Genomic DNA, 21,830 nt, shown 5'->3' with positions numbered 1-21,830 from the left:
GAGATCACCGCAGTATGATCGTGTTCTTCGTCACGGTCCTGGTCAAGGTCTTCATCATCATCGGCGCCTTGATGACGGCGGCCGCGTACCTCGTCTTGGTCGAGCGCTGGGTGGCCGCCTGGGTGCAGGATCGCTTGGGTCCCAATCGGGCGGGCATTCCGCTCACCAACATCCGGCTGTGGGGACTGGGCCAGCCCATCGCCGACGGATTGAAGTTCATCTTCAAGGAGGAGTTCGTCCCCGGCCACGTGGACAAGATTCTGTACACCCTCGCCCCCATCGCGACCTTGACGGCGGCGATCCTGATCTACGCCGTCTTCCCCTTCGGCTCGCTGCAATGGGCGAGCGACCGGCCGCCGATTCCGCTGGGATTGTTGCCGGGCTTCGATGCCGGGCTGCTGTTCATCTTCGCCGTCAACGGCGTGGCCGTGTACGGCATTATTTTGGGCGGTTGGGCCGCCAACAATAAATACAGCCTGTTCGGCGCGCTCCGCGGGGCCGCCCAATTGATCGCCTACGAAATCCCCTTCAGCCTGGCGGTTCTGACGCTGGTCTTGGCGGTGGGTTCGTTGCGGGTCGAGGATGTCGTCGCGCAGCAGGCCCACAGCGGCGTGTGGAACGTCTTCCTGCATCCCCTGGCTTTCATCGTCTTCTTCGTCGCCGCCACGGCCGAGGCCGGACGCTTGCCCTTCGACCTCCCCGAGACCGAGCAAGAGCTGGTGGGCGGATACCACACGGAATACTCGGGCATGCGGCTGATGATGTATTTGGTGTCCGAGTTTCTGCACATGGTTACGGCCTCCTTCCTGATCGTCATCCTCTTTTTGGGCGGCTGGCATTTTTGGGGTTTGACGGGCGCGGAAGAGGCGGCTCCCTGGCCCATCGCCGTCCTTCGCGTCGCCGTTCTCTTGGCCAAGGTCCTGGCGGTCGTGTTCTTTTTCATGCTCATCCGCTGGAGTTGGCCGCGGTTCCGCTTCGATCAACTCATGGCCCTGGCCTGGCAGGTGATGGTACCCTGGGGACTTGCGCAATTGGTGTTCTTGGCCTTTTGGTTGGAGTTCGTTCAAGAGGATCCTTGGTCGGGCGGTTGGAGTACGGCCTGGCCGCTGGCGGCGGCCAACGCGGGACTTTTGGTCGCGACCTGGTTCGTGACGGCCCTGGTGGCGGCGCCGCATTACGACAATCGGCCGCGCCGCCTGACGCCGCCCCCGCGGCGGACGGTGGTGGAGGCGGATGCCGCGCTCGTCCCGCAAGGCCCGCGCGGTGCCTGATCCGGCCGGGCACGTCGCCCCCTACGTGATCGATACCGAGGTGGAATAACGGCATGAAACAAGACGATCCCAGCATCCGGTGGGTGGAAGAGCCGGAAATGACTTTTTTGGAAAAGACCTACCTGCCGCTCTTCATCGACGGTTTGACGACCACCGTCCGGCATTTGGTGGGGCGGAAGGTTACGGTGCAGTTCCCGGAAGAGCGCCACAACTTCCCCGAACCGCTCCGTTATCGCGGCGTGCATCGGCTGAATCGCGACGAGCAGGGGCGCGTGAAGTGCGTGGCCTGCTTTTTGTGCGCCACAGCCTGCCCGGCTCACTGCATCGACATCGAGGCAGCCCCCAGTCCCTGGCCCGACCGGGAGAAATATCCGGTCCGCTTCAACATCGACGAGCTGCGGTGCATCTTCTGCGGGATGTGCGAGGAGGCCTGTCCCGTCAATGCGATCGAGTTGACCACGCTCTACGACTTGTCAGGGCATAGCCGCGAGGAGATGATCTTCGACAAAGAGAAGCTGTTGAGCATCTACGATCAGACCAAGGACGCCGAGCCGCCGCTTTGGGTGCTGGAGAAGGCGGCGCGGGGCGGGTCGAGTGAAGGGGACGACGGCGCGACCGACTCCGGCGGGGGTTCATCCGCCGCGGCGGGCGCGTGATCGGCGGCGCCGCCCGGCCGAGCTTCGGCCCGCGGCCGGACCGGCGAGGGAGGACTTTGGAAAGGAACGAACGAGTATGCTGCAAACAGCGGCCGTCTTACTGGGAGCGCTGGGGCTCTGGTGGCTTTTGCCGGGCGGTACCTTGCCGCGAAAGAGTATCGGTTGGTTGCCGATCGCGGCGGCCGTCGGATTGTTCGCGGCACATCTGAGGCCCATCGGCACCTGGCTGGACGGCGTCTCGGCCTCGGTCTTTTCGCTTTTCACGTTGATCTCGGCGGTGGCCGCCGTAACCACGCGCAGGCCGCTGTACTGCGCCCTGTGGTTCGGCATGACAGTCTTAGGAACGGCAGGACTGATCTTGTATTCCGGGGCGCAATTCCTCGCCGTGGCGACGGTGGTGGTGTATGTGGGCGCGATTCTGGTGACGTTCCTGTTTCTGCTGATGCTCGATCGTCCGGACGGCCGCGAACCGCGGTACCTCACGACTTGGAGCCCGCTCGTCTCGCCCGTCATCGGCCTGGCCCTGGTGGGCATGTTGTCGGCCTGCCTCGCCCGCACCGTGGGCCGGGGAGAACCGGCCTTGGTCGCTCCGCCGGCTTCGGTCGCCGGAGCCGCCGAGGAAAGCCCGTCGGCCGGCGCGGAGCCGTCGGCCTGGGGCGGCGCGGCGCCGAGTCACGCGGAGGTCGTGCGAGCGGCCGACCTGGGGCGGCAACTCTATCTGGAATACTTCGCGGCGGTGCAAATCGTCGCGCTGCTTTTGCTGGCGGCCTTGGTGGGAGCCACGGTGATCATCGGCCGGCCGTTGCAACCGCTGCAAGATTTGGGCGGCAATCCTCCTTGAGCCGCTCGGGCAAGGGAAGGACGGAGGCCGATCCGCCGGCTGCCGCGGCATGTGGCGGCGGCGCGGCAACGGTCGAGTGTGAGGGCGAGCCATCGCGGCCGCCGCGGCGGAGAAGATAAGAAAGGCGACATCGATGGGAAATGCGGCGTTGCTCCATCACTACCTGCTCACCGGCGGGGGACTCTTCGCCCTCGGCATGATCGGCTTTCTCTGCCGTCGCAACCTGATCTTGATGTTTCTGGCGGTGGAAATCATGTTGCAAGGCGTGGGGTTGACCTTGGTCGGCTGGGGACGGTATCACGGCGGCGCGGAGGGACAGCTTTTCGTGCTGTTCATCATTGCGGTGGCGGCGGCGGAGGCGGCCGTGGCCCTGGCCTTGGTCCTGACCGTGTTTCGGAGCGGACGCAGCCTGGACGTGGCGCTCCTCGCCCGGCTCCGTGAGGATACCGTGCCGCCGCAGGCCGTCCCGCCCGGCGATTTGGAGACCGTGGCGCAACCGCCCGCCTGGCCGCGGCTGCCCACCGTGGGGCGGCGGCCGGAGATTCCCGCCGAGTTGACCGATTATCGTCCCCGGATTTGAGCCAAGGGATGATCGCTCCATGGAATACCTGATCGTCTTCATTCCGATGATGCCGCTGGTTTCGGCGTTCGTGACGGCCTTGCTCGGTCGTCGCGTGCTGAAATCGAGCAGCCACGTGCCCACGGTCACGGCCGCGGCGGCCGCCTTCGCGGCCTCGCTCGTGCTTTTGCTGCTGGTCTATCGCGCGTCGGCGACGTCGCAGGAACCTTTCGCCGCGACGGTCCGTCTCTGGAGTTGGGCCGACATCCGGCAGCCGGCGCTGGAAGGCGCGGCGGCCGCGCCCCTGGCGGGGGCCTTCGATCTGGCCCGCTTCCACATCGCCGTTACGCTCCGCATCGATCCCTTGACGGCCGTGATGCTCGTGACCGTCACCTGCATCTCCCTCTTGGTGGCGGTCTATTCCATCGGCTACATGCACGACGACCCCGGCTATGCACGATTCTTCACGTACATCAGCCTTTTCATCTTTTCCATGACGATGCTGGTCTCCGTCAGCAATTTCGCGCTGTTGTACGTCTTTTGGGAGGCGGTCGGCCTGTGCAGCTACTTGCTGATCGGCTTCTGGTATCAAAAGCCCGAGGCCGCCGCGGCCGGCAAGAAGGCCTTTCTGGTCAATCGCGTCGGCGACTTCGGCTTCGCCCTCGGCATCTTTCTGATATGGTCGCTGTACGGGACTCTCGATTTTCACGACACCTGGAACGCCCAGACCGGCGAGCTGATTTCGTCGGGCATCTTGGGCGGCGTGCGGACGTCGGCCGGCGGCGAGGGATATGTGCACGGCGGCGTCGCCGCGGCGATCGCCTTGTTGCTGTTCGCGGGCGCGTGCGGCAAAAGCGCGCAATTCCCCTTGCACGTCTGGTTGCCGGATGCGATGGAAGGCCCCACGCCGGTCAGCGCCCTGATTCACGCGGCCACCATGGTCACCGCGGGCGTTTACATGGTGGCGCGGAGCATGCCCCTGTTCGAGGCCGCGCCCATCGCGCTGACGGTCGTCGGCTGCACGGCCGGCTTCACCGCCTTGTTGGCCGCCTACATCGCCCTGACCCAAAACGATTTGAAACGCATCTTGGCTTATTCCACGATCAGCCAGTTGGGCTATATGTTTCTCGGCCTATCCGTGGGCGGCGTGGTCGGAGCGGCGGCCGGCATGTTCCACCTCTTCACCCACGCCTTTTTCAAGGCTTTGTTGTTTTTGGGGGCGGGCAGCGTGATGCACGCCATGGGCGGCGTGATCGACCTGGAGCGGATCGGAGGCCTCCGCCGCCGCCTACCCTGGACCTACGTCACGTTCCTCATCGGCTGCTTGGCGCTGGCCGGCGTGTTTCCGCTGTCGGGCTTCTTCAGCAAGGACGAAATCCTGGCGACGCTGTACAAGTCCGAAGTCGGCGGCGTGTACCGGCTGCTGTTCTATGCGGGATTGGCGGGCGCGTTGTTGACCGCCTTTTATACGTTCCGCGCGTTCTTCCGCACGTTTCACGGCGAGGAGCTGGTGCCCGTCGAGGCCGGCCGCCATGCCCATGAATCCCCGCCCATCATGCTCGCTCCGCTGGTGATCCTGGCGGTCGCCTCGCTGGCGGTGGGCGGAATTTTCGGCCCGACCGGCTGGTTCGAGCAATTCCTGAGCAAGACGCCGGGGCTGGCCCCGGTCGCCGAACACGCCGCGCACGCCGGGAAAGAAGCCGGACACGACGCCCATACGCTGGTGGCCGTGCTGAGCACTCTGGCGGCCTTGGCGGGGATCGCCGCTGCCGCGATCCTGTACCTGGGTCCGCCGGGACCGCTCCGTGCGGCGGCCAGTGCGGCCCGCGCGGTCGGACTCTACGCCCTCTCCTACCGCAAGGTCTTCATCGACGAATTGTACGGCCTGCTGCTCGTGCGGCCGCTCCGCGGCCTGGCGACCGCGGCGGCTTGGGTCGATCGCTACATCATCGACTGTTTGGCGGACCTGGTCGGTCTGGTTCCCAAGGCCGTCGGGGCCTTGTTGCGCGACGTGCAAACCGGCCTGATCCCGTGGTATGCGTCGGCCATGATGCTGGGCATGCTGGCCCTGCTGGCCGCTTTGATCCTGATTTGAGAGGGTTTTCGTGGAAGGACGCACATCGGTGGGAAAGGACGCGGGCGGCGCCGCATCGGGGAGGGAAGGACTGCCGATAACATGAGCACGCTTTTGCTGATTACCGTCTTGCTGCCTTTGCTGGGCACGCTCCTGGTCGGCGAGCGCCGCGAGAACGCACGCCGCGCCGCCTTGCTGGTCGTCACGCTGACGCTCCTCCTCAGCGGCTACCTGGCCTTTTCGTTCCCCCCCGGCGTCCGAGATTTCGCCGTTTGGGAGACCTCTTGGACGGCGGGCCGCTTTCCCGGCGTGGACCTGCGGTTCGGATTGGGCTTGGACGGCTTGAGCGTCTGGCTCTTCCCGCTCAGCGCCTTGTTGACGTTCACCGCGGTCTTGGTCAGTTGGCACGCCGTGGACCGCGGCGCAACCGCGTTCTATCGCCTGCTGTTGATCCTGCTGACGGGCATGTTGGGCGTTTTCGCCGCACGCGACGTCCTGCTCTTCTACGTCTTCTTCGAGGCCACGCTGATCCCGCTGTTCTTCCTGATCGGCATTTGGGGACATGAGGAACGGCGCTACGCGGCCGTGAAGTTCTTCCTCTTTACACTGGCCGGCAGCGTGCTGACCTTCCTGGGACTGCTGGCCCTGGCCGTCTACAATGCGCATTTGCAACCGGACGGCGTGTTGACCTTCTCCATCCCGCGTCTGACGGAGCAGCTCGGTGCCTTGCGGGCCGCCGGCCAATTGCCCCAGGCCGTGCAGATGTGGATATTCCTGGCCTTGTTCGCGGGCTTCGCGGTCAAGGTGCCGCTGTTCCCGCTGCACACATGGCTCCCCTTGGCGCACGTGGAGGCCCCCACGGCGGGAAGCGTGCTTTTGGCCGGGATTCTGCTGAAGATCGGCGGTTACGGTTTCCTGCGGTTCAGTCTGCCCCTGCTGCCGGATGCCGCGGCAGCCTGCGCCCCTTGGATCTTGTTTCTCGCGGCGGTGGGGATCATCTACGGGGCCTTGACCGCCCTAGCCCAGAGCGACATCAAGCGATTGATCGCCTATTCCAGCGTCGCCCATCTGGGGTATTGCGTGCTCGGCTTGTTCGCCCTCAATCCGCTCGGCCTGCACGGGGGGTTGCTTCAGATGGTCAACCACGGGTTGGCGACGGGGGGGCTGTTCGCCGTGGTCGGCATGTTGTACGAGCGCTATCATACGCGGCGGATCGATTCGTTCGGAGGCTTGGCGCGGCGCTTGCCTCTGCTGGCCTTCTTTATGTTTCTGCTGACGTTTTCCAGCATCGGTCTGCCGGGCTTGAACGGGTTCGCGGGCGAGTTCCTGATCTTGGCGGGGATGTTCCAGCGGGCGTGGCTGTTCCGCCCCGGCGAACTGACTTTGGCCGCGGCCGCCGTCTTCGGCGTGGTCTTGGCGGCCTGGTACATGCTGCAACTGGTGGGCCGGGTCTTCTTCGGCGAGCTGAAGGAGCCTGAGCGACCGAACCATCACGGGTCCCACGGGGGAGACGATCCTTACACCGGACAAGGCTGGGTCCGCGACCTCACGGCCCGCGAGGTCTTCGCCCTGGCACCCTTGGCGGTATTCATCGTCTGGATCGGCGTGCAGCCTTCGTACTTTCTGGCCCGGATGACGCCCACGCTCCAGGCGCTCTCGGGCCGGGCCATGGCGGCGGCCGCGCCGCCCGCGACTGAGACGGAACGGCCGGATGCGCCGCCCTCCGTCGCGAGCCGGGGAGCGGCTTCGGGGACGCCGCTTCACGAGGTCGGGTACGCGTTCCCTCGCCCGGCGCCGCCCGCCGCGGCATCCCGAGCCGTCCTCGAAACCACGGATGACAGTACCGGGCCGTAATCGCCCGGCACGCCTCCTTTCGCTAAACGGTGCATATCCCATGGGAACGGCATTGCAAGACATGATTCCGGAGTTGATCCTCGGCATGGCCGCCGCGGCCTGTTTTTTTCTGGGGGCATTTCCCCCGGTTCGACGCGCTGCGCGGCTGACGGCCTGGTTCGCCCTGATCTTCGCCGGGGCGGTGGCCGCGGTTCAAACCGGATGGTGGCACGGGGTTGCCGCCTCCGAGCCGTGGTATGCCGCCTTCAACGGCCTTTTTCGCCTGCTGGCACCGGGTTTGGGAATGGTGTTACTGGCATCCATGCGGGCCGATGCCGCCGAAGGACATGAGGCCGAGTCCGCGGCCTGTCTGCTGTCCGCCGTGTTGGGCGTGATGCTGGTGGGCGGAGCCGGGGATTTGATCACCCTCTTCCTCGGTTTGGAGCTGATCTCGGTCGCCTCCTACATCCTGCTCTACCTCGATCGCGACGGCGCGTTGCCGCAAGAGTCGGCAGGCAAGTACTTCTATCTCAGCATCCTCTCCTCGGCCGTATTGCTGTACGGCTTGAGCTACGTGTACGGCCTGGGCGGCTCGCTGCGGCTCGATCGCCTGGTGTACGCTTGGGCGAGCGCGGCGGGAATGCCGGGCGACTCCGCCTTGGGAGCCTTCGCCATCGTGCTGGTCTTCACCGGCTTGGCCTTCAAGATCGCCGCCGTCCCCTTCCATTTCTACGCCCCCGACGTCTATCAGGGAACATCCCACGCCAATGCCTCGCTGCTGTCGGTGCTTCCCAAAGCAGCGGGCATGGCGGCCGTGATCAAGCTCCTTTTGGCCACCATGGTCGGATGGGGGGGGCCTGTTTGGCAGGCCGTCCTCGCCGTGGCCGTCCTCACCATGACGGTGGGCAATGTGATCGCCCTTTGGCAAACCCATCTGCGGCGCTTGCTGGCCTATTCCTCCATCGCCCATGCCGGCTTCATGCTGATCGGTCTGACCGCGGCCATGACGTACCGACGCCCCAGCGATCACCCGTGGGACGGAGCGGGCGCGATGCTCTTCTACCTGATCGCCTACGTGATCGCCACGGCGGGCGCCTTCGCGGCTCTCAGCTCGTTGCGGCACGGCGACCGGCCCGTCGAACGCTTGGACGACTTGCGGGGCCTGGGGCGGTCCGCCGCCCGCACGCCGCGGTTCGTCGCCTGGTCGTTGGCGGCCTTCATGTTCAGCTTGGCGGGCATTCCGCCGCTGGCCGGCTTTTGGGGAAAGTTGGCGGTCTTCTTCAGCGCCTTGGAGGTGGGTGCCGCGCCCAGCGAGACCCCGGTTCGCTTCCGGCTTCTCTGGCTGGCCGTGGTCGGCGCAATCAACGCCGCGATCGGGGCCGCCTATTATCTTCGCGTGGTGGGGGCGCTGTTCTTTACCGACGAGGACGCGGGCGAACGTCCGCAAACCGCCGTCGTTTCCCGCCCCGCCCTGGTCGCCGTGTTCGTCTGCCTGGTGCTGACCTTGGCCATCGGCGTTGCTCCCGGCGGTTGGTTCCAAGCCGCACACGACGCCAGCCCCACCGCCGCTCGCCCGATCGTGGAAGTCTCCCTCGGGGCGACTTCCCTCCCCAGGTGATGTGGCGCGGCAACCTTCCCGTAAAGGCGACGCGATCGGGCCGGGGGTCAAAAAAACCCCGCGCCGCAGTGCCCGCCTCCCAAAGGATGACTCGGGGCGAATCGTCGGATGCAAACCCACGCCGTGGAGGACCGCGTGCCGCGTCGACCGCGTGCCGTGTCGGCTGCGTCCGTGCTTAAGCGGTTCGTGCGGCCGACGCGACGCAAGACCGCCCTCCCGAGATCATGCAGCATACCGCCGCGCTCCGCGGGGATCGTCAGCCCCGGCGATCATGTGCCCGCGTCGCCCTGCCTCGCCTCGACCCGCGGTTTGACCGGCGGATGGAGCCGAATCTCGTACAGGTCGTACAGTTCGAACAGCATCTCGCGGAGGTTGCCCCCGTGCCGGGAAAAGCAGGCCTCCACGTCTTCCCGCGCGATCAGCGGTTCCCCCTTTTGCAAGAGGTATTCGACGATCCGCCAGGCCAGATCGCAGCTCGGCTCGGGTGTGAAAATGACGGGCAGCTCCACGGCGGAATGGGCGGTGACCAGCAATCCCAGCTTGCGGCGCTTGCAAAGGCGGCGGACTTGATACCGCGACCACGAGTGAAGCTGCTCGTAACCGTCCATGAGGACGGTGCCTTCCCAAAGCGATTCCATCCTCTGCCGATCGTCGGGACTGAGGGATCGCTGCCCGTTGTGCAACTCCATGTGCAGAAACGGCTCGTTCTTCTCCGCGAGGTATTGGCGGAGGGCGGCCAACAGCGCCGATTTGCCCACTCCGTGCGGACCGACCACCGCCCCTTGCCGATTCTGGTCTTGAAACAGGGCGAAGACCGACTCCGGGGAGCGTCCCTCGGGAAAGATGTAGGGAATCGCTCCCGGCCGCACGAATCGCGCGGAGAAGGGGTTCTCGACCTTGGGATGCTTGGGAGCGGGAGCGGTCATGCCAGTTTTACCCGTGCCGGGGCCGTGCGACCCAATCGAAAGGGAATTTCCTCTTGAACCTCGCCGCCGTCCTTCAGAAACACGCGCAGCCGCAGACACCATCGTATCCGGATAATCAGGCCGTCGTAGCTGAGGGGGCTTTTGGGCAAGACCGTGGCGAAACGGAACGCGCGGCCGGGAACGATCACGTCGCCGGTCTCCGGCGCCCAACGCTCAAAGTGGCGGACGTGTAGATCCTGATCGCCCTTGCCGTCGGTATACCACAGGATGGAGAGTTCGACGGCGCGGACCTGCTCCCGAGTCACGTTCATGAGCCGGAATTCGCCGGACAGCGTTTCGCCGGGCTGAAACGTCGTCCGGGGGGAGTCGAGGCGGATCAGGACCGTCGGTTCCATCAGAGCTTACCTTCCTCCAGCGACGGCTCGGGATGGGGGGGACCGATTCCATCATTTTCAGCCGTAGACGCGGCAGCCGCGTCGCCGGGCGGGGCCGCGCTCGGCGTCAGGCTCGGTCCCGCGTCAGGATGCTCTCGCCCCGGATCCGATTCCAAATCGTCGGCGACGCGCGCGGCCGCGACGGAGGATCGCACGCCCGGCTGCGGAGGGCAGCGGCGGCGCTCGCCCGGCAACACAACCAAGGGAAAGGTCCGTTCGAAGACGGGGTAATTCTCGGCACTGACGCGCGCCACCAGCCGCCATCGCACTTCATTGTGGGGGGACTTGAAGGAGTGCATCGCGGCGGGGGGAATCTGGAACTCGACCTCGCATTCGAACGGCACGTGCGGCATGATCTCCAACTTTTCGTGCCGCAGCAGGGTCTTTTGCCACACCCGGCGCGACTCCCGGCGGAGGTTGGTACCGTGCTGAAAAATCGCCTCCTCCTCGCACACCAACAGCACCTCGAACCAGTGCAAACGCAGGCGTCCGGTTTGGATGACATAGGCTTGGCAGCGGCCGCCGGTAACCAGCGGAAAGGCCGAGACCTCCACGGCGGTCCGGCCCATCGCCCGAATCAGACGGCTCTGCCGCACGTAAATCGCCGGCAAGGCGATGCCGACCGCACCGCAGGGGACGACGAAGAGGGGGAAGCTCCAATGCAGCGGTCCGCGGGAAACGGCGGTCGCCACCAGCCCCGCCAGCATGGCGTTCCAGAACAAGGCCGCCGCCAACCACGCCGTCGTGGCGCGAACGGAGGCCGTCCCCGCCGGTAGTCGGTAGCTCAATCGTACGCCCGGCGCGATCGCGGCGGGCCGAATTTCCGGCACGAAGGGATACTCCGAATCGCGATGACGCCGCTCCAATCGGAGCACCTCCAGCGGCACGCCGCGGACCGCCAAGCGCTCGGCGGACTTCCCCCGCCGCCACAAAGCCACACTCAATCCCCAACTCCCGATCAACAGCAGCGAGAGCGGAATCGAAAACACCAGCCACACCCACCAGCGATAGCCGCGTTGGAGCACGGCCACTTCGGGATGCAGCGGATCGTACCAGCACGTCGTCTGGCGAATGCCGCTCGGCCCGTATTGGCGGACGACGGCCTCCACAGGCGGTCGCTCGGCGACATACCCGTTGCCTCGCGCCGTGTGGATGTCGTACGTCCAAACGCGGTACGTTTGACCGCCCACCGAGTATTCGATCAGGATCTCGGCCCGATAAAGCGTTTGATCGTCGCGGACGGTGGTTCCCAACCGGGCGTCCAAGACCCGGCAGACGGTGGGGAGGAATTGCTGGGTGACGCGCCACTCGGGGACGATCAACAGGGCCACCACCAACCCGCTCCCCAGCAGGCCGCACACGAACAGGGCGGCTGAGAATGCGATCTCCCACATCCCGGCCGTCGGCCCGGATGCCGTTTCGGTCGGGTCGCGGTGATGGGAGACCACTTGCGTCGATGGGGTCACGGGTTGCAATCCTTCCACGATGCGCAGCGCGCTTCGCGAGCCCCTCCGCCGCGGCCGGATTCCCCCGCCGACCGCGCCGCCGCGGCCGCGCCCCACGCGCGAACACGGATCGCCTCGGCCGAGGCTCGATCGAAGGCCGCGTCTATTCCTGCTCCATCGTCATGCGGAATTGCAAAATGATCGGCTCGTCGTCTTTTCGCAGCTCCGGCGCGAAGGGGGCGGGCCGGCCGCGAACTCCCAACCGCGTCAAGCGACTCCGCCGATAGAATCCCAGACGCTCCAACGCCAGGTAAACCTCTTCCAACGTCTTTTCGCCGAAATTGGCGATTTTCAAGAGGTCTTCGGGGCGCGAGGCGACCAATTGGGCCACCGTAAAAATGCCCCGCTCCTCGAGGCAATTCGTGGTGCGGACGGGCAGCCCGATCTCCGCCACGCTCAGCTCCAATTTCCGCTTCAGCTCCTCCTGGTAGGCCACTTCCTCACTAATCGGCACGCGCGATCCCATCGCGGACCCTCCTTGGATGGTACGGACCTCATGACCCCGGGCAAGACCGACCCTCGGTTCCGCGGAGCAGCCGCGGCGGTGCGGCGTCGGCAGGCCCCCAATCGCTTCAATGAAGCTAGTTATACCAATTTTACCGATCGGGAAAAATTGCCTCACCACCCGTCCGGGGTGGTCACCGTTCGCCGAGAAGCCGAAGCCGAAGGCGGAAAATGCCCCCGCCGTGCTATACTAAGCTATCCGTCCCCAACGCGAAGCCGTATCCCAGGGGGCGATTCGGCCGGTCCGTTTCGCAGAGCGGTCCCTCGTGGGACCTTTCGCGAGCACCGGCGGCGATCGCTTTTGCCTGCTATCCGTAGCATGACCACGATCGAACCTTACGAAGAGATCCCGACGGTTGAGGCGGCCCGCGAGGCGCCGCCCGATCCCCCTTCGCGGCCGCACCGCGGCCTATTGCGTCGGTTGTACGATTGGGTCCTGCATTGGGCGGACACGCCCTATGGCACGCCCGCTCTGTTTGTGATCGCGTTCGCCGAAAGCTCCTTCTTTCCCATCCCGCCCGACGTCCTGCAAATCGCCCTCTCCGTCTCCAAGCCGCGGCGGTCGTTCTACTATGCGGCGGTCAGCGGTGTCGGTTCCGTCCTGGGCGGAATCTTGGGGTATATCATCGGGCTTGCCTTTTGGGCCGCGGCCGGCGCCTTCCTGATGTCCGTCATCCCCGGTTTGACCCAAGCCAACATCGACTACGTCGGCCGACTGTACGAACAGAACGCCTTTTGGACCATCGTCTGTGCGGGCTTCACGCCGATCCCGTACAAGGTCTTCACCATCGCGGCGGGCGTCTTTTCCCAACACGTCGGGCTGGGAGTCCTGATCGCCGGCTCCATCTTGGGGCGATTCGGGCGATTCTTTCTCGTGGCGGCATTCCTGTATTTCCTTGGACCGGGCGTCAAGTCGCTGATCGAAAAGTACTTCGACTGGGCGGCCCTCGCCTTCGCCGCCCTGCTGATCCTCGGCTTCGTCGTGATCAAGATCCTCCTGTAATCTTCCGGAAAACCTCGGGCCGAGCCGTTTCGCCAACGGCTTTTTGGGTTGATCTCGGCCTTTTGGGGTTGATCTCGGCCGTGACGCAGAGCAGCCCGCCGGCGCACCGCGCTTTCCCAGGGGCGAGCCTCGAGCATCGGCCCGAAGCGGAGAACGCCGATCGACGTGCTGAATGGAAAACGTATCGGCTGTGGTTCCACTGTGGGCTGACGCCGCCGGCTCATCTTACCGTGACGGCCTTTCACCACGGGCTTGTGCCGGCGGCTTGTCGTGGCATGTGGTTATGTTGAGATCGTCTCATGGCGTCCACCCGGCGGCGCGGGACTCCCGCACGGCTTGCTTCGGCCGTCCGGATCAATCATACTTTTTCTACGCCCGGTGACCGCCGGTTTTCGACACCTTCATTCCGCCGCGCGGCTCGGCAAGTCGGCCGTCCGGGTTTTCCCCAAGACAAACCGCTTGCGGCAACCTGGAAGAGAATTGCATCACGAGGAGAATCTGCGTCATGAACTCGAATCTCATGCGTCGCGATTTCGTATTCGGTACGGCCGCCGGGCTTCTTTACGGCGCCGGTCGCGCATGGTCGATGGAGGAGCAAAAGCCGACCTTTACCGCCGCCCAGGCCCTTCAGGCGATCGCTTCCGGCAAGAAGCTCCCCGTCATCCTCGATACCGACATCGGGGACGACATCGACGACACTTGGGCCTTGTGCATGCTCCTCAAGTCGCCGGAACTGGACCTGCGCCTCGTGGTGGGCGACGAGTACAACGCGATCTATCGAGCGAAACTGATCGCCAAGCTGCTGCAAACGGCGGGCCGGACCGATATTCCGGTGGGTATCGGCCTGCGGCCCGAAGACCGCCCGGCGCGGCAAACCGCTTGGGTTCAAGACTACGACTTGGCGAGCTATCCCGGCAAGGTCCACGAGGATGGCGTCCAGGCCATCATCGATACGATCCGCGGAAGCGCCGAACCCGTCACGCTGATCTGCATCGGTCCGGTTCCGAACATCGCGGAGGCCTTGAAGCGGGCGCCGGACATCGCGCAGAACGCGCGGTTCGTCGGCATGCACGGCAGCATCTACAAAGGCTACGGAGGAAGCGAGCAAATCTCGCCGGAGTATAACGTCCGACAGGCCCCCGCCGCCCTCCAAGCGGTCTTTCGCGCACCGTGGGAGATCACGCTCACGCCGCTGGATACCTGCGGCTTGGTCAGGTTGCAAGGCGACAAGTTCGGCCGTGTTCACGAATGCCCCGATCCGCTGATCCGTGCCTTGATGGAGAATTACCAGCACTGGCGCGAGGCCGGCGAAAAGCGGCAATTGCCGCCGCCCACCGCCAGCAGCGTCCTTTTCGACACGGTGGCAGTGTACCTGGCTTACTCCGAGGACCTCACGGAAATGGAGGCCGTCCCCTGCACGGTCACCGACGACGGCTTTACCAAGATCGACCCGGCCGGTCGCGTCGTCCGGGCCGCTGTGCGCTGGAAGGACCTCGGCGCCTACGAGGATCACCTCGTGAAGCGTTTGACCGGCTGACCGCGGCGATCGGAGTCGCCGTGACGGAGCTGCCGGAAATCGCTAGCGATTAGGACGAATCGACAAATCATGGCCAAAAACGTACTCATCCTCTGTACCGGCAACTCGTGCCGGTCGCAAATGGCCGAGGCCTTGTGGAATGATTTGGCGGGCGGCGCGTGGCAAGCGGTATCGGCAGGTTCGCGCCCGGCGGGTTACGTCCACCCCTTGGCGATCCAAGTCTTGGCCGAATTGGGGCTGGATCTGTCTCGGAATCGCAGCAAACACCTGGACGAATTCCGCGATCGCCCGTTCGATCTGGTGGTCACCGTCTGCGACAACGCGCGGGAGTCGTGCCCGGTATTTCCCGGGGCCAAGCAGCTCGCGCACTGGCCGTTTCCGGACCCGGCCGAGGCCGAAGGCTCGGAAGAAGAAAAACTCGCGGTCTTCCGCGCCGTACGGGATGCCATCCGCGAGCGGATTCGGGCGTTCTTACAGTCGGAGTCGGCGCCCCCGGCGTAGCGTGTCCGGGCGAGCCGGCGGGCGCGCAGGCGATGGAACGAGCCGCCGTTGTTCGGTCGGTGCTTGGCGACTAAAATGGAAGGGTCGGCGCTGTCGCAGCGATTACCCGACTCGTGCCCTCCTTTCCGTGAGAAGCCCGCCGATGCTCGTTCGCCTCAAAGTGATTCGCGGCAAGGCCAACCGCGACGTGGTGGACCTCTCCATCCCCGCCGTGATCGGCCGCAGCCGCGAAGCCGACTTGACCGTCATCCACCCGATGATCAGCCGTCGCCACTGCGAGTTGTTCAAGCGGGATGGTCGGATCATGGTCCGCGACCTCGGCTCCCTGAACGGGACGTACCTTGGGTCGTTGCCGGTCAAGGAGAGCGAGCTTCACGCCGGCGACACGTTGGCGATCGGCCCGCTGACGTTTCAAGTGGATTTCGTCAGCGGATTGCCGGGCGATGCCGTCCCGGGCCGGGCCGAGCCGTCCCGCGACCCGCAATCGGATCTGGTCGTGGCCGACTCGGATACGCGGGGATTTTCTCCGCCGCCGCGGGCGGGCGGCGCGGTCGGCGACAAGTTGGGTACCGAGCCGCAGCCGTTCGAGTCGCCCGAATCGCGCGTGTCTACCGTGCCTGCGGAATGCGAACCGCAAGCCGCGGAGCCGCACGCCGACACCGGCAAAGTGGAGCCGCCGGTCCAAGGACTGTTCGGCGATCTGCCCCCGCCGGAGTCTTTCCCGTCGCCTCTCGCGGAGCCGGAGCCTTCCCAGGAGCCGGAAGCGGTCGCCGACGCCCCGCCCGAGGAACAAGCGACTAAGGACACTCCGCCGTCGCCGCGCGGGGATGCGTGGGCCGATTCCCCCGCCCCTTTCACGCCGATCAAGCGGACCGCCGCAGTGGAACCGTTGCCGGAGCCTGCGAGGGGAGAGGACCTCGCAAGTCCGCCGCGTCGGAGAGGCGGCGACGAATTCGCGCTCCATCTGCCGGATCGGGTGATCGCGGCCGAGGACCTCCCCTCGCATCCGTCCTTCGAATCGTCGCCCATCCTGGATGCGCGTTCCGCGAAGCCTCGGCCGGGGGGCCGCACGCACGGTGGTTGGTGGCCGTTCGGCAAGCGCTGACGCCGCGTTCTCCGCCCGACCTCCCCGCGGTCCGCCCGGGGAGGGCCGTTCATTCCGTTGAGGCCGCTGAGGCCGCGACGAAGTCCTCCATGCCCGGCAAGAGAAGCTGGACGGGCGGGCGACACGATTCTCGGTACCGTGCCCGATAGGCGTCGGCCATGTGGATCATGATTTCCACGACCAGCAGGTCCGCCCGCGTGATGACGTGCCGGCTGCTCCGCGATCCCAGGCCGTGGATTAATTCGGCGGCGACGTGAACGTGGAGCTGCATGACCTCTCGCGGCGAGACGGCGGCGGTCGCCAGGACCTCGGCCAGAGGCCGCAGCTCGGCCGCCAGATTGCCCGTCCCCATGATCACATAGGCCCGCAGCAGTTCGCGATAGTGGCTGATCAGCGTTTGCGGCAGGTCGGGCGGGGGGGGAATGATGTCGCAGCCGATTGCATCGGTCGGCCGCTCCGCCGGGGTCTCGCCCGATTCTAAATCCGGCAGCTCGGTCGCTTGGTCGGCCGCGCGGAGCCGTTCCAAATCGCCGATCAGCGATCGCTGTTGGCGGAGGAGGCGTTCGGCCTCCTCCTGTTCGCGGCGGAGTCGCTGTTTCTCGGCCTGCAAGAGGCGGCGGTTCTGCCGCATTAATTGGCACCGCTGGAGGGCCTTGGCGGCCAGCCAGACCAGGCCCCGCGTGGTCCCCGTGTTGACGCAAACGTAGCCGTCGGCCCCCGCCTCGTAACAGAGGACGGCCATCTCTTGCTCGCTTTGATGACCGAGGACGATCAGCGGTTCGTCCGCGCCGGCCGCCCGGCACCCTTCCACCAATTCCAAGGCGTCGAGTTCGCCCGGCTCGTGCGTTACCAAGACGACGTCGAACAGCTCGTCCCGGAGGCGGGCCAGCCCTGCCAAGGCCCCCACCGATTCGTGCAAGTCGACTTCCACGGCGGCGTCGGCGGAGAAGGCGTCGGCCAACCACCCGCCGGTCCGCTGACGATCGCAAACGTACAGCACGCGCAGATGGGCGGGCAATCCCTGCCAAAGGGGGTCGTATCGCGTCGGATTGAGGCGTTTTCCGACCGGCGGCATGATTCTTGGGTTTCCGGAATGAAGTCGCAACGTGCTACGCTCTCGGCCTACTTCGCCTTGAAGGCGGGACTATAGCGAGGTTCTGGAAAGGGAATCAAGAGAGATTTCGATGAGGTCTTCCGTGCTTGCCGACACGTGGACGCAAACCGCGGCGACGCTCCACAACACGCTTTGCAGTCGCCGGCACCGGCCGCCGTCAGCCGCCGGCGTAACCCGGCGGTAGCCACGGCGCAATGCACATGAGCCGCCGGCGTAAGCTGGTGGTGACCGCGCGCAATGCACATGAGCCACCGGCGTAAGCTGGTGGTGACTACGGCGCAACGCAAATGGGCCACCAGCGTAAGCTGGTGGTGACTGCGGCGCAACGCACATAAGCCGCCGGAGTAAGCCGGCGGTGGCTTTGCCGCACCGCAGATGTGCAACGCTGGTTTTCGGCTCGGGCGGCCATTACAATGGGTCGCCGGGTGTTCGAAGAGTCGATCACGCCCCCGGTGGTTCCGTTACGCTGCCGCGTCCCGCCCATGATGTCGGCCTTCCGATTGCGAGGTGAACCATGTTGAAGCGACCCGTTCTCGCACTGTTCATCGCGGGCCTCCTTGGCTGGGCGGCCCGACCGTACGTTTCGGCCGAGGACTTCTTCGTGGCCGTCGACGGCAACGATGCCTGGTCCGGCAAATTGGCGGCACCCAACGCCGACCGCACGGACGGTCCGTTCGCCACCGTGGCGCGGGCACAACAAGCGGCACGGGAATGGAAAAAGCAGCGGCCCGACGCCGCCGTCACCGTCGCCATCCGCGGCGGATTCCATCCCTTGGACGAGACGCTGGTGTTCGGCGCGGAGGACGCGGGCAGCGAAAACGCGCCCGTCGTCTATCAAGCCTACGGCGACGAAAGGCCCGTCCTGTCGGGCGGTCGAGTCATCACCGGCTGGCAAGTGGACGAGCAGGGGCGTTGGCACGTCGCGTTGGACGACGTGAAAAACGGCTCTTGGAACTTCGCCCAGCTCTTCGTCAACGGACAGCGGCGCTTTCGGCCGCGGCTGCCCAAGACGGGCTTCTACCAGGTGGCGGAGCAACTCCCGCCCTCGACCGAGGAAGCCGGTCGCGGCCACGATCGCTTCCGCTTTTCCGGGGAGGAGCTGAACCCTCGCTGGCATAACCTCGACGACGTGGAAGTCATCGTATTCCACCAGTGGTCGGCCTCGCGCTTGCGGATCGAATCCATCAACCCGGCCGATCATACGGTGCTGTTCCGTTGGGGGACGGGCTTCAACACGTATTGGGCATCCATGCCGACCGGCCATCGCTGGTTCGCCGTGAACGTCAAGGAGGCGCTTTCTCCCGGCGAATTTTACCTGGACCGCAAGTCGGGCGAGTTGATCTATCATCCGAAGCCGGGCGAGACGCCGGAGTCCGCCCAGGTCATCGCTCCTCGCTTGGAAACGCTGCTGGCGGTGGTGGGCCGCGGCGATACCCGGCAATGGGCGCAGCACATCCACTTCCGCGGCCTGACCTTGGCCCATACCAATTGGGTTTGCCCCGACAAAGGCCAGGCCTTCCCCCAGGCGGATATCGGACTGAACGCCGCCGTGACGCTCTTCTCCGCGCGCAACATCGTGCTGCACGGCTGCGCAGTCATTCACACCGGGGGATACGCGGCGGCCTTCGGCGAAGGGTGCCGCGATTGCCGCGTGGAGAACTGCGAATTGGCGGACTTGGGCGGCGGCGGTGTGAAAATCGGCCACGCCGGAGCGGGGAGTTGGAACGACGCTAGCCGCGCGCCCACCGGCGAAGACGCCGCCACGTCGCACATCACCGTTCGCAATTGCACCATCGCCCACGGCGGACGCCTGCATCCCGCCTCCGTCGGCGTCTGGATCGGGCATTCACCCTTCAATGTCGTCGAGCATAACGACATCTACGACTTCTATTACACCGGCGTGTCGGTGGGCTGGACCTGGGGCTACGCCGAAAGCAAGGCCCATCACAACCGCGTCGATTACAACCATATCTACAACATCGGGCAGCGCGTGCTTTCGGACATGGGCGGCGTCTACACCTTGGGCGTCTCTCCCGGCACCACCGTCAACCATAATAAGATCCACGACGTGCACGCCTTCTCGTACGGCGGCTGGGGGCTTTACACCGACGAAGGCTCCACGAACATCGAGATGGCCTACAATCTGGTCTATGACACCAAGACGGGAAGTTTTCATCAGCATTACGGCCGGGAAAACCGCATCCACAATAACATCCTCGTCAATTCCCTCGAACACCAGATTCAGCGGACCCGCACCGAGGAGCACATCTCGTTCTTCTTCGAGCGCAACGTGGTGTTTTGGGAAAACGACAGCCCGCTGTTGGGCAGCAACTGGAAAGACAACAACTTTCGCATGGACTACAATGTGTACTGGCATGCGGGCAAGCCGGTGGTGTTTCCGGGCGACTTGACGCTGGAACAGTGGCGCGAACAACGGCAGCAGGATCTGCATTCCGTGATCGCCGATCCCAAGTTCCGCAACCCGGCCGAGGGTGATTGGCGTTTGCAACCCGACTCGCCGGCGTTTTCCCTAGGCTTTCAAGACTTCGACCCGAACGAGGCGGGCAGAACCACGCCGGCGAAGCTGACGACCGATTTGCCGCCGGTCCCGCCCGGCATTCATAAGGGCGAGTGACGGCACGGGCGTCCCGCCGCTGAGGCGGCCGAAATCGACGGCGCCGTATGGGACCGATATCCGCCGCAACGTCGGGATCGTTACGGCGGCGATTTCCATGAGGTTTTCAAGGGAGGCTTTACGATGTCTCGTTGGCAGGTCATGCTTTGGGCCGTGTCGGCCCTGGCCGGTTGGGCGGTCGCCGCGGGGGCGAGCGCGCCGGCGGAGTCTGCGTCCCCGTCTCGTCCCAACATCCTCTTCATCATGTCGGACGATCACGCTTATCAAGCCGTCAGCGCGTACGGCTACGGCCTGAATCAGACCCCCAATATCGACCGCCTGGCGCGCGAGGGGATGCTTTTCCGCAATTGCTTCGTGACGAACTCCATCTGCGGTCCCAGCCGGGCCGTGATTCTGACCGGAAAATACACCCATCTCAACGGATTCGCGCGGAACGGCGACCGCTTCGACGGCAGCCAACAGACGGTGAGCAAGCTGTTGCAACAGGCCGGCTATCAAACGGCGGTCATCGGCAAATGGCACTTGGAGACGGATCCCACCGGCTTCGATCACTGGGAGATTCTGTTCGGGCAAGGGCCGTACTACAACCCGCCCATGAAGACGCCGCAAGGGCGCGTCGCGCACGAGGGTTACACCACGGACATCATCACCGATTTGGCTCTCGAGTTCTTGAAGAACGGTCGCGATAAGAGTCGGCCGTTCTTTTTGATGTATCACCACAAGGCCCCGCATCGGAATTGGTGCCCCGGGCCGCAGGAATTGGACCTCTTCAAGGACGTGACGATTCCGGAACCGGCCACTTTGTTCGACGATTACGCGACCCGCGGCCGCGCCGCGCGCGAGCAGGAAATGACCGTCGCCAAGCACCTCACCCCGCACGATCTCAAACTCGTGCCGCAAAACGAGAAATTCACGCCGGAGCAGGCCGAACGCTTCTACAACGCCTACGCCGACGAGAACAAGGCCTTCGAGGAGGCGAATCTTCAGGGCGACGAACTGGTCCGCTGGAAATACCAGCGCTATCTGAAGGACTACCTCCGCTGCGTGGCGGGTGTGGATCGCAACGTCGGCCGGGTCCTCGACTACCTCGACGAATCCGGATTGGCCGAGAACACCGTCGTCATCTACACCTCCGATCAAGGGTTCTATCTGGGCGAGCACGGCTGGTTCGACAAGCGTTTCATGTACGAGGAGTCGTTCCGCACGCCCCTGCTGGTGCGTTGGCCCGGGCACGTCAAGCCGGGCAGCGTTTGCGAAAACCTGGTCATGAATCTCGATTTCCCCGAGACGTTCCTGGAAATCGCCGGCGCCGCCGTTCCCGACGACATGCAGGGTCGAAGCCTGAAGCCCCTGCTGGAAGGCCGGGATGTTCCCGATTGGCGCAAGTCCATGTACTATCGCTATTACGAGTATCCGGCCGTGCACATGGTCCACAAGCATTACGGCGTGCGGACCGATCGCTACAAGCTGATCTATTTCCACGAAATCGACGAGTGGGAATTGTACGATCTGGCCCAGGATCCGCACGAAGTGCGAAACGTGTACGGCGATCCGGCCTACGCCTCCATCACGGCGGAACTGAAGGCCGAGTTGCAGCGGTTGAAAACGCTGTACAAGGACGACGACACCATCCGCGGCGTGCCCGTAACGCAGGCCTCGCGGTGACGTTTCGCGGCGTCCCCCGAGTTCGATCGCGCTCGCATTGCCGCGGGCG

At 65.0% G+C, this 21,830-nt stretch carries 18 protein-coding genes; 13 read left to right on the top strand and 5 right to left on the bottom strand.

Annotated elements, in window-relative coordinates:
* Positions 1 to 14 precede the first annotated feature (14 nt).
* From ACZ5B4_RS15175 to ACZ5B4_RS15145, 7 genes are all read left to right on the top strand, one after another.
* The gene (locus ACZ5B4_RS15175; RefSeq protein WP_464912078.1) at positions 15 to 1,271 is read left to right on the top strand and encodes a complex I subunit 1/NuoH family protein; all 1,257 of its coding nucleotides are present in this window, start codon (positions 15 to 17) and stop codon (positions 1,269 to 1,271) included.
* Positions 1,272 to 1,324: 53 nt separating this feature from the next.
* Positions 1,325 to 1,927, top strand: a complete 603-nt coding sequence (gene nuoI / locus ACZ5B4_RS15170) for an NADH-quinone oxidoreductase subunit NuoI (RefSeq protein ID WP_464912077.1) — start codon at positions 1,325 to 1,327, stop codon at positions 1,925 to 1,927.
* A gap of 76 nt (positions 1,928 to 2,003) precedes the next feature.
* Positions 2,004 to 2,768, top strand: coding sequence for an NADH-quinone oxidoreductase subunit J family protein (locus ACZ5B4_RS15165; RefSeq protein WP_464912076.1), 765 nt, complete (start codon positions 2,004 to 2,006; stop codon positions 2,766 to 2,768).
* Positions 2,769 to 2,901: 133 nt separating this feature from the next.
* Positions 2,902 to 3,348, top strand: coding sequence for an NADH-quinone oxidoreductase subunit NuoK (gene nuoK / locus ACZ5B4_RS15160; protein ID WP_464912075.1), 447 nt, complete (start codon positions 2,902 to 2,904; stop codon positions 3,346 to 3,348).
* Between the two features lie 19 nt (positions 3,349 to 3,367).
* Complete coding sequence (nuoL, locus tag ACZ5B4_RS15155) at positions 3,368 to 5,422, top strand: NADH-quinone oxidoreductase subunit L (RefSeq protein WP_464912074.1); 2,055 nt, start codon at positions 3,368 to 3,370, stop codon at positions 5,420 to 5,422.
* A gap of 81 nt (positions 5,423 to 5,503) precedes the next feature.
* Positions 5,504 to 7,255 (top strand): complex I subunit 4 family protein, encoded by a 1,752-nt coding sequence (locus tag ACZ5B4_RS15150; RefSeq protein WP_464912073.1) that lies wholly within the window; start codon positions 5,504 to 5,506, stop codon positions 7,253 to 7,255.
* 40 nt (positions 7,256 to 7,295) lie between these two features.
* Complete coding sequence (locus tag ACZ5B4_RS15145; protein ID WP_464912072.1) at positions 7,296 to 8,852, top strand: NADH-quinone oxidoreductase subunit N; 1,557 nt, start codon at positions 7,296 to 7,298, stop codon at positions 8,850 to 8,852.
* Between the two features lie 269 nt (positions 8,853 to 9,121).
* On the opposite strand, the gene ACZ5B4_RS15140 is transcribed toward ACZ5B4_RS15145, so the two are convergent.
* The 4 genes from ACZ5B4_RS15140 to ACZ5B4_RS15125 all read right to left on the bottom strand — a co-directional run bounded on the left by ACZ5B4_RS15140 (position 9,122) and on the right by ACZ5B4_RS15125 (position 12,183).
* On the bottom strand, positions 9,122 to 9,778 hold the full coding sequence (locus tag ACZ5B4_RS15140) for a hypothetical protein (protein WP_464912071.1): 657 nt from the start codon (positions 9,776 to 9,778) through the stop codon (positions 9,122 to 9,124).
* Entirely contained in the window at positions 9,775 to 10,173 is a 399-nt protein-coding gene (locus ACZ5B4_RS15135) for a hypothetical protein (RefSeq protein WP_464912070.1), read from the bottom strand. Before ACZ5B4_RS15135 ends, ACZ5B4_RS15140 begins: the two co-directional genes overlap by 4 nt.
* Entirely contained in the window at positions 10,173 to 11,678 is a 1,506-nt protein-coding gene (locus ACZ5B4_RS15130; protein WP_464912069.1) for a DUF3592 domain-containing protein, read from the bottom strand. The genes ACZ5B4_RS15135 and ACZ5B4_RS15130 overlap by 1 nt, the downstream gene beginning before the upstream one ends.
* Before the next feature lie 142 nt (positions 11,679 to 11,820).
* Positions 11,821 to 12,183, bottom strand: a complete 363-nt coding sequence (locus tag ACZ5B4_RS15125) for a DNA-directed RNA polymerase subunit alpha C-terminal domain-containing protein (RefSeq protein WP_464912068.1) — start codon at positions 12,181 to 12,183, stop codon at positions 11,821 to 11,823.
* A 357-nt stretch (positions 12,184 to 12,540) separates the two neighbouring features.
* On the opposite strand from ACZ5B4_RS15125, the gene ACZ5B4_RS15120 reads away from it, so the two are divergent.
* The 4 genes from ACZ5B4_RS15120 (at position 12,541) to ACZ5B4_RS15105 (ending at position 16,367) form a co-directional block, all read left to right on the top strand.
* A complete protein-coding gene (locus ACZ5B4_RS15120) occupies positions 12,541 to 13,224 on the top strand; it encodes a YqaA family protein (RefSeq protein ID WP_464912067.1) in 684 nt (227 codons plus the stop codon).
* Positions 13,225 to 13,729: 505 nt separating this feature from the next.
* Complete coding sequence (locus tag ACZ5B4_RS15115; RefSeq protein ID WP_464912066.1) at positions 13,730 to 14,761, top strand: nucleoside hydrolase; 1,032 nt, start codon at positions 13,730 to 13,732, stop codon at positions 14,759 to 14,761.
* A 69-nt stretch (positions 14,762 to 14,830) separates the two neighbouring features.
* Positions 14,831 to 15,262: an arsenate reductase ArsC gene (locus tag ACZ5B4_RS15110; RefSeq protein ID WP_464912065.1), complete on the top strand. Its 432-nt coding sequence runs from the start codon at positions 14,831 to 14,833 to the stop codon at positions 15,260 to 15,262.
* A 142-nt stretch (positions 15,263 to 15,404) separates the two neighbouring features.
* Positions 15,405 to 16,367: an FHA domain-containing protein gene (locus tag ACZ5B4_RS15105; protein ID WP_464912064.1), complete on the top strand. Its 963-nt coding sequence runs from the start codon at positions 15,405 to 15,407 to the stop codon at positions 16,365 to 16,367.
* 49 nt (positions 16,368 to 16,416) lie between these two features.
* Here ACZ5B4_RS15105 and ACZ5B4_RS15100 read toward each other — a convergent pair whose 3' ends face one another.
* On the bottom strand, positions 16,417 to 17,442 hold the full coding sequence (locus ACZ5B4_RS15100; RefSeq protein WP_464912063.1) for a DNA-binding transcriptional response regulator: 1,026 nt from the start codon (positions 17,440 to 17,442) through the stop codon (positions 16,417 to 16,419).
* A 553-nt stretch (positions 17,443 to 17,995) separates the two neighbouring features.
* Here ACZ5B4_RS15100 and ACZ5B4_RS15095 point away from each other — a divergent pair.
* Both ACZ5B4_RS15095 and ACZ5B4_RS15090 read left to right on the top strand, forming a co-directional pair.
* On the top strand, positions 17,996 to 20,116 hold the full coding sequence (locus tag ACZ5B4_RS15095) for a right-handed parallel beta-helix repeat-containing protein (protein ID WP_464912062.1): 2,121 nt from the start codon (positions 17,996 to 17,998) through the stop codon (positions 20,114 to 20,116).
* Positions 20,117 to 20,239: 123 nt separating this feature from the next.
* The gene (locus ACZ5B4_RS15090; RefSeq protein ID WP_464912061.1) at positions 20,240 to 21,781 is read left to right on the top strand and encodes a sulfatase family protein; all 1,542 of its coding nucleotides are present in this window, start codon (positions 20,240 to 20,242) and stop codon (positions 21,779 to 21,781) included.
* Positions 21,782 to 21,830: the final 49 nt, after the last annotated feature.

The organism is Thermogutta hypogea, from assembly GCF_055386265.1.
The sequence above is the reverse complement of the archived record's forward strand: the minus strand, read 5'-3'. Positions and strand labels throughout refer to the sequence as shown.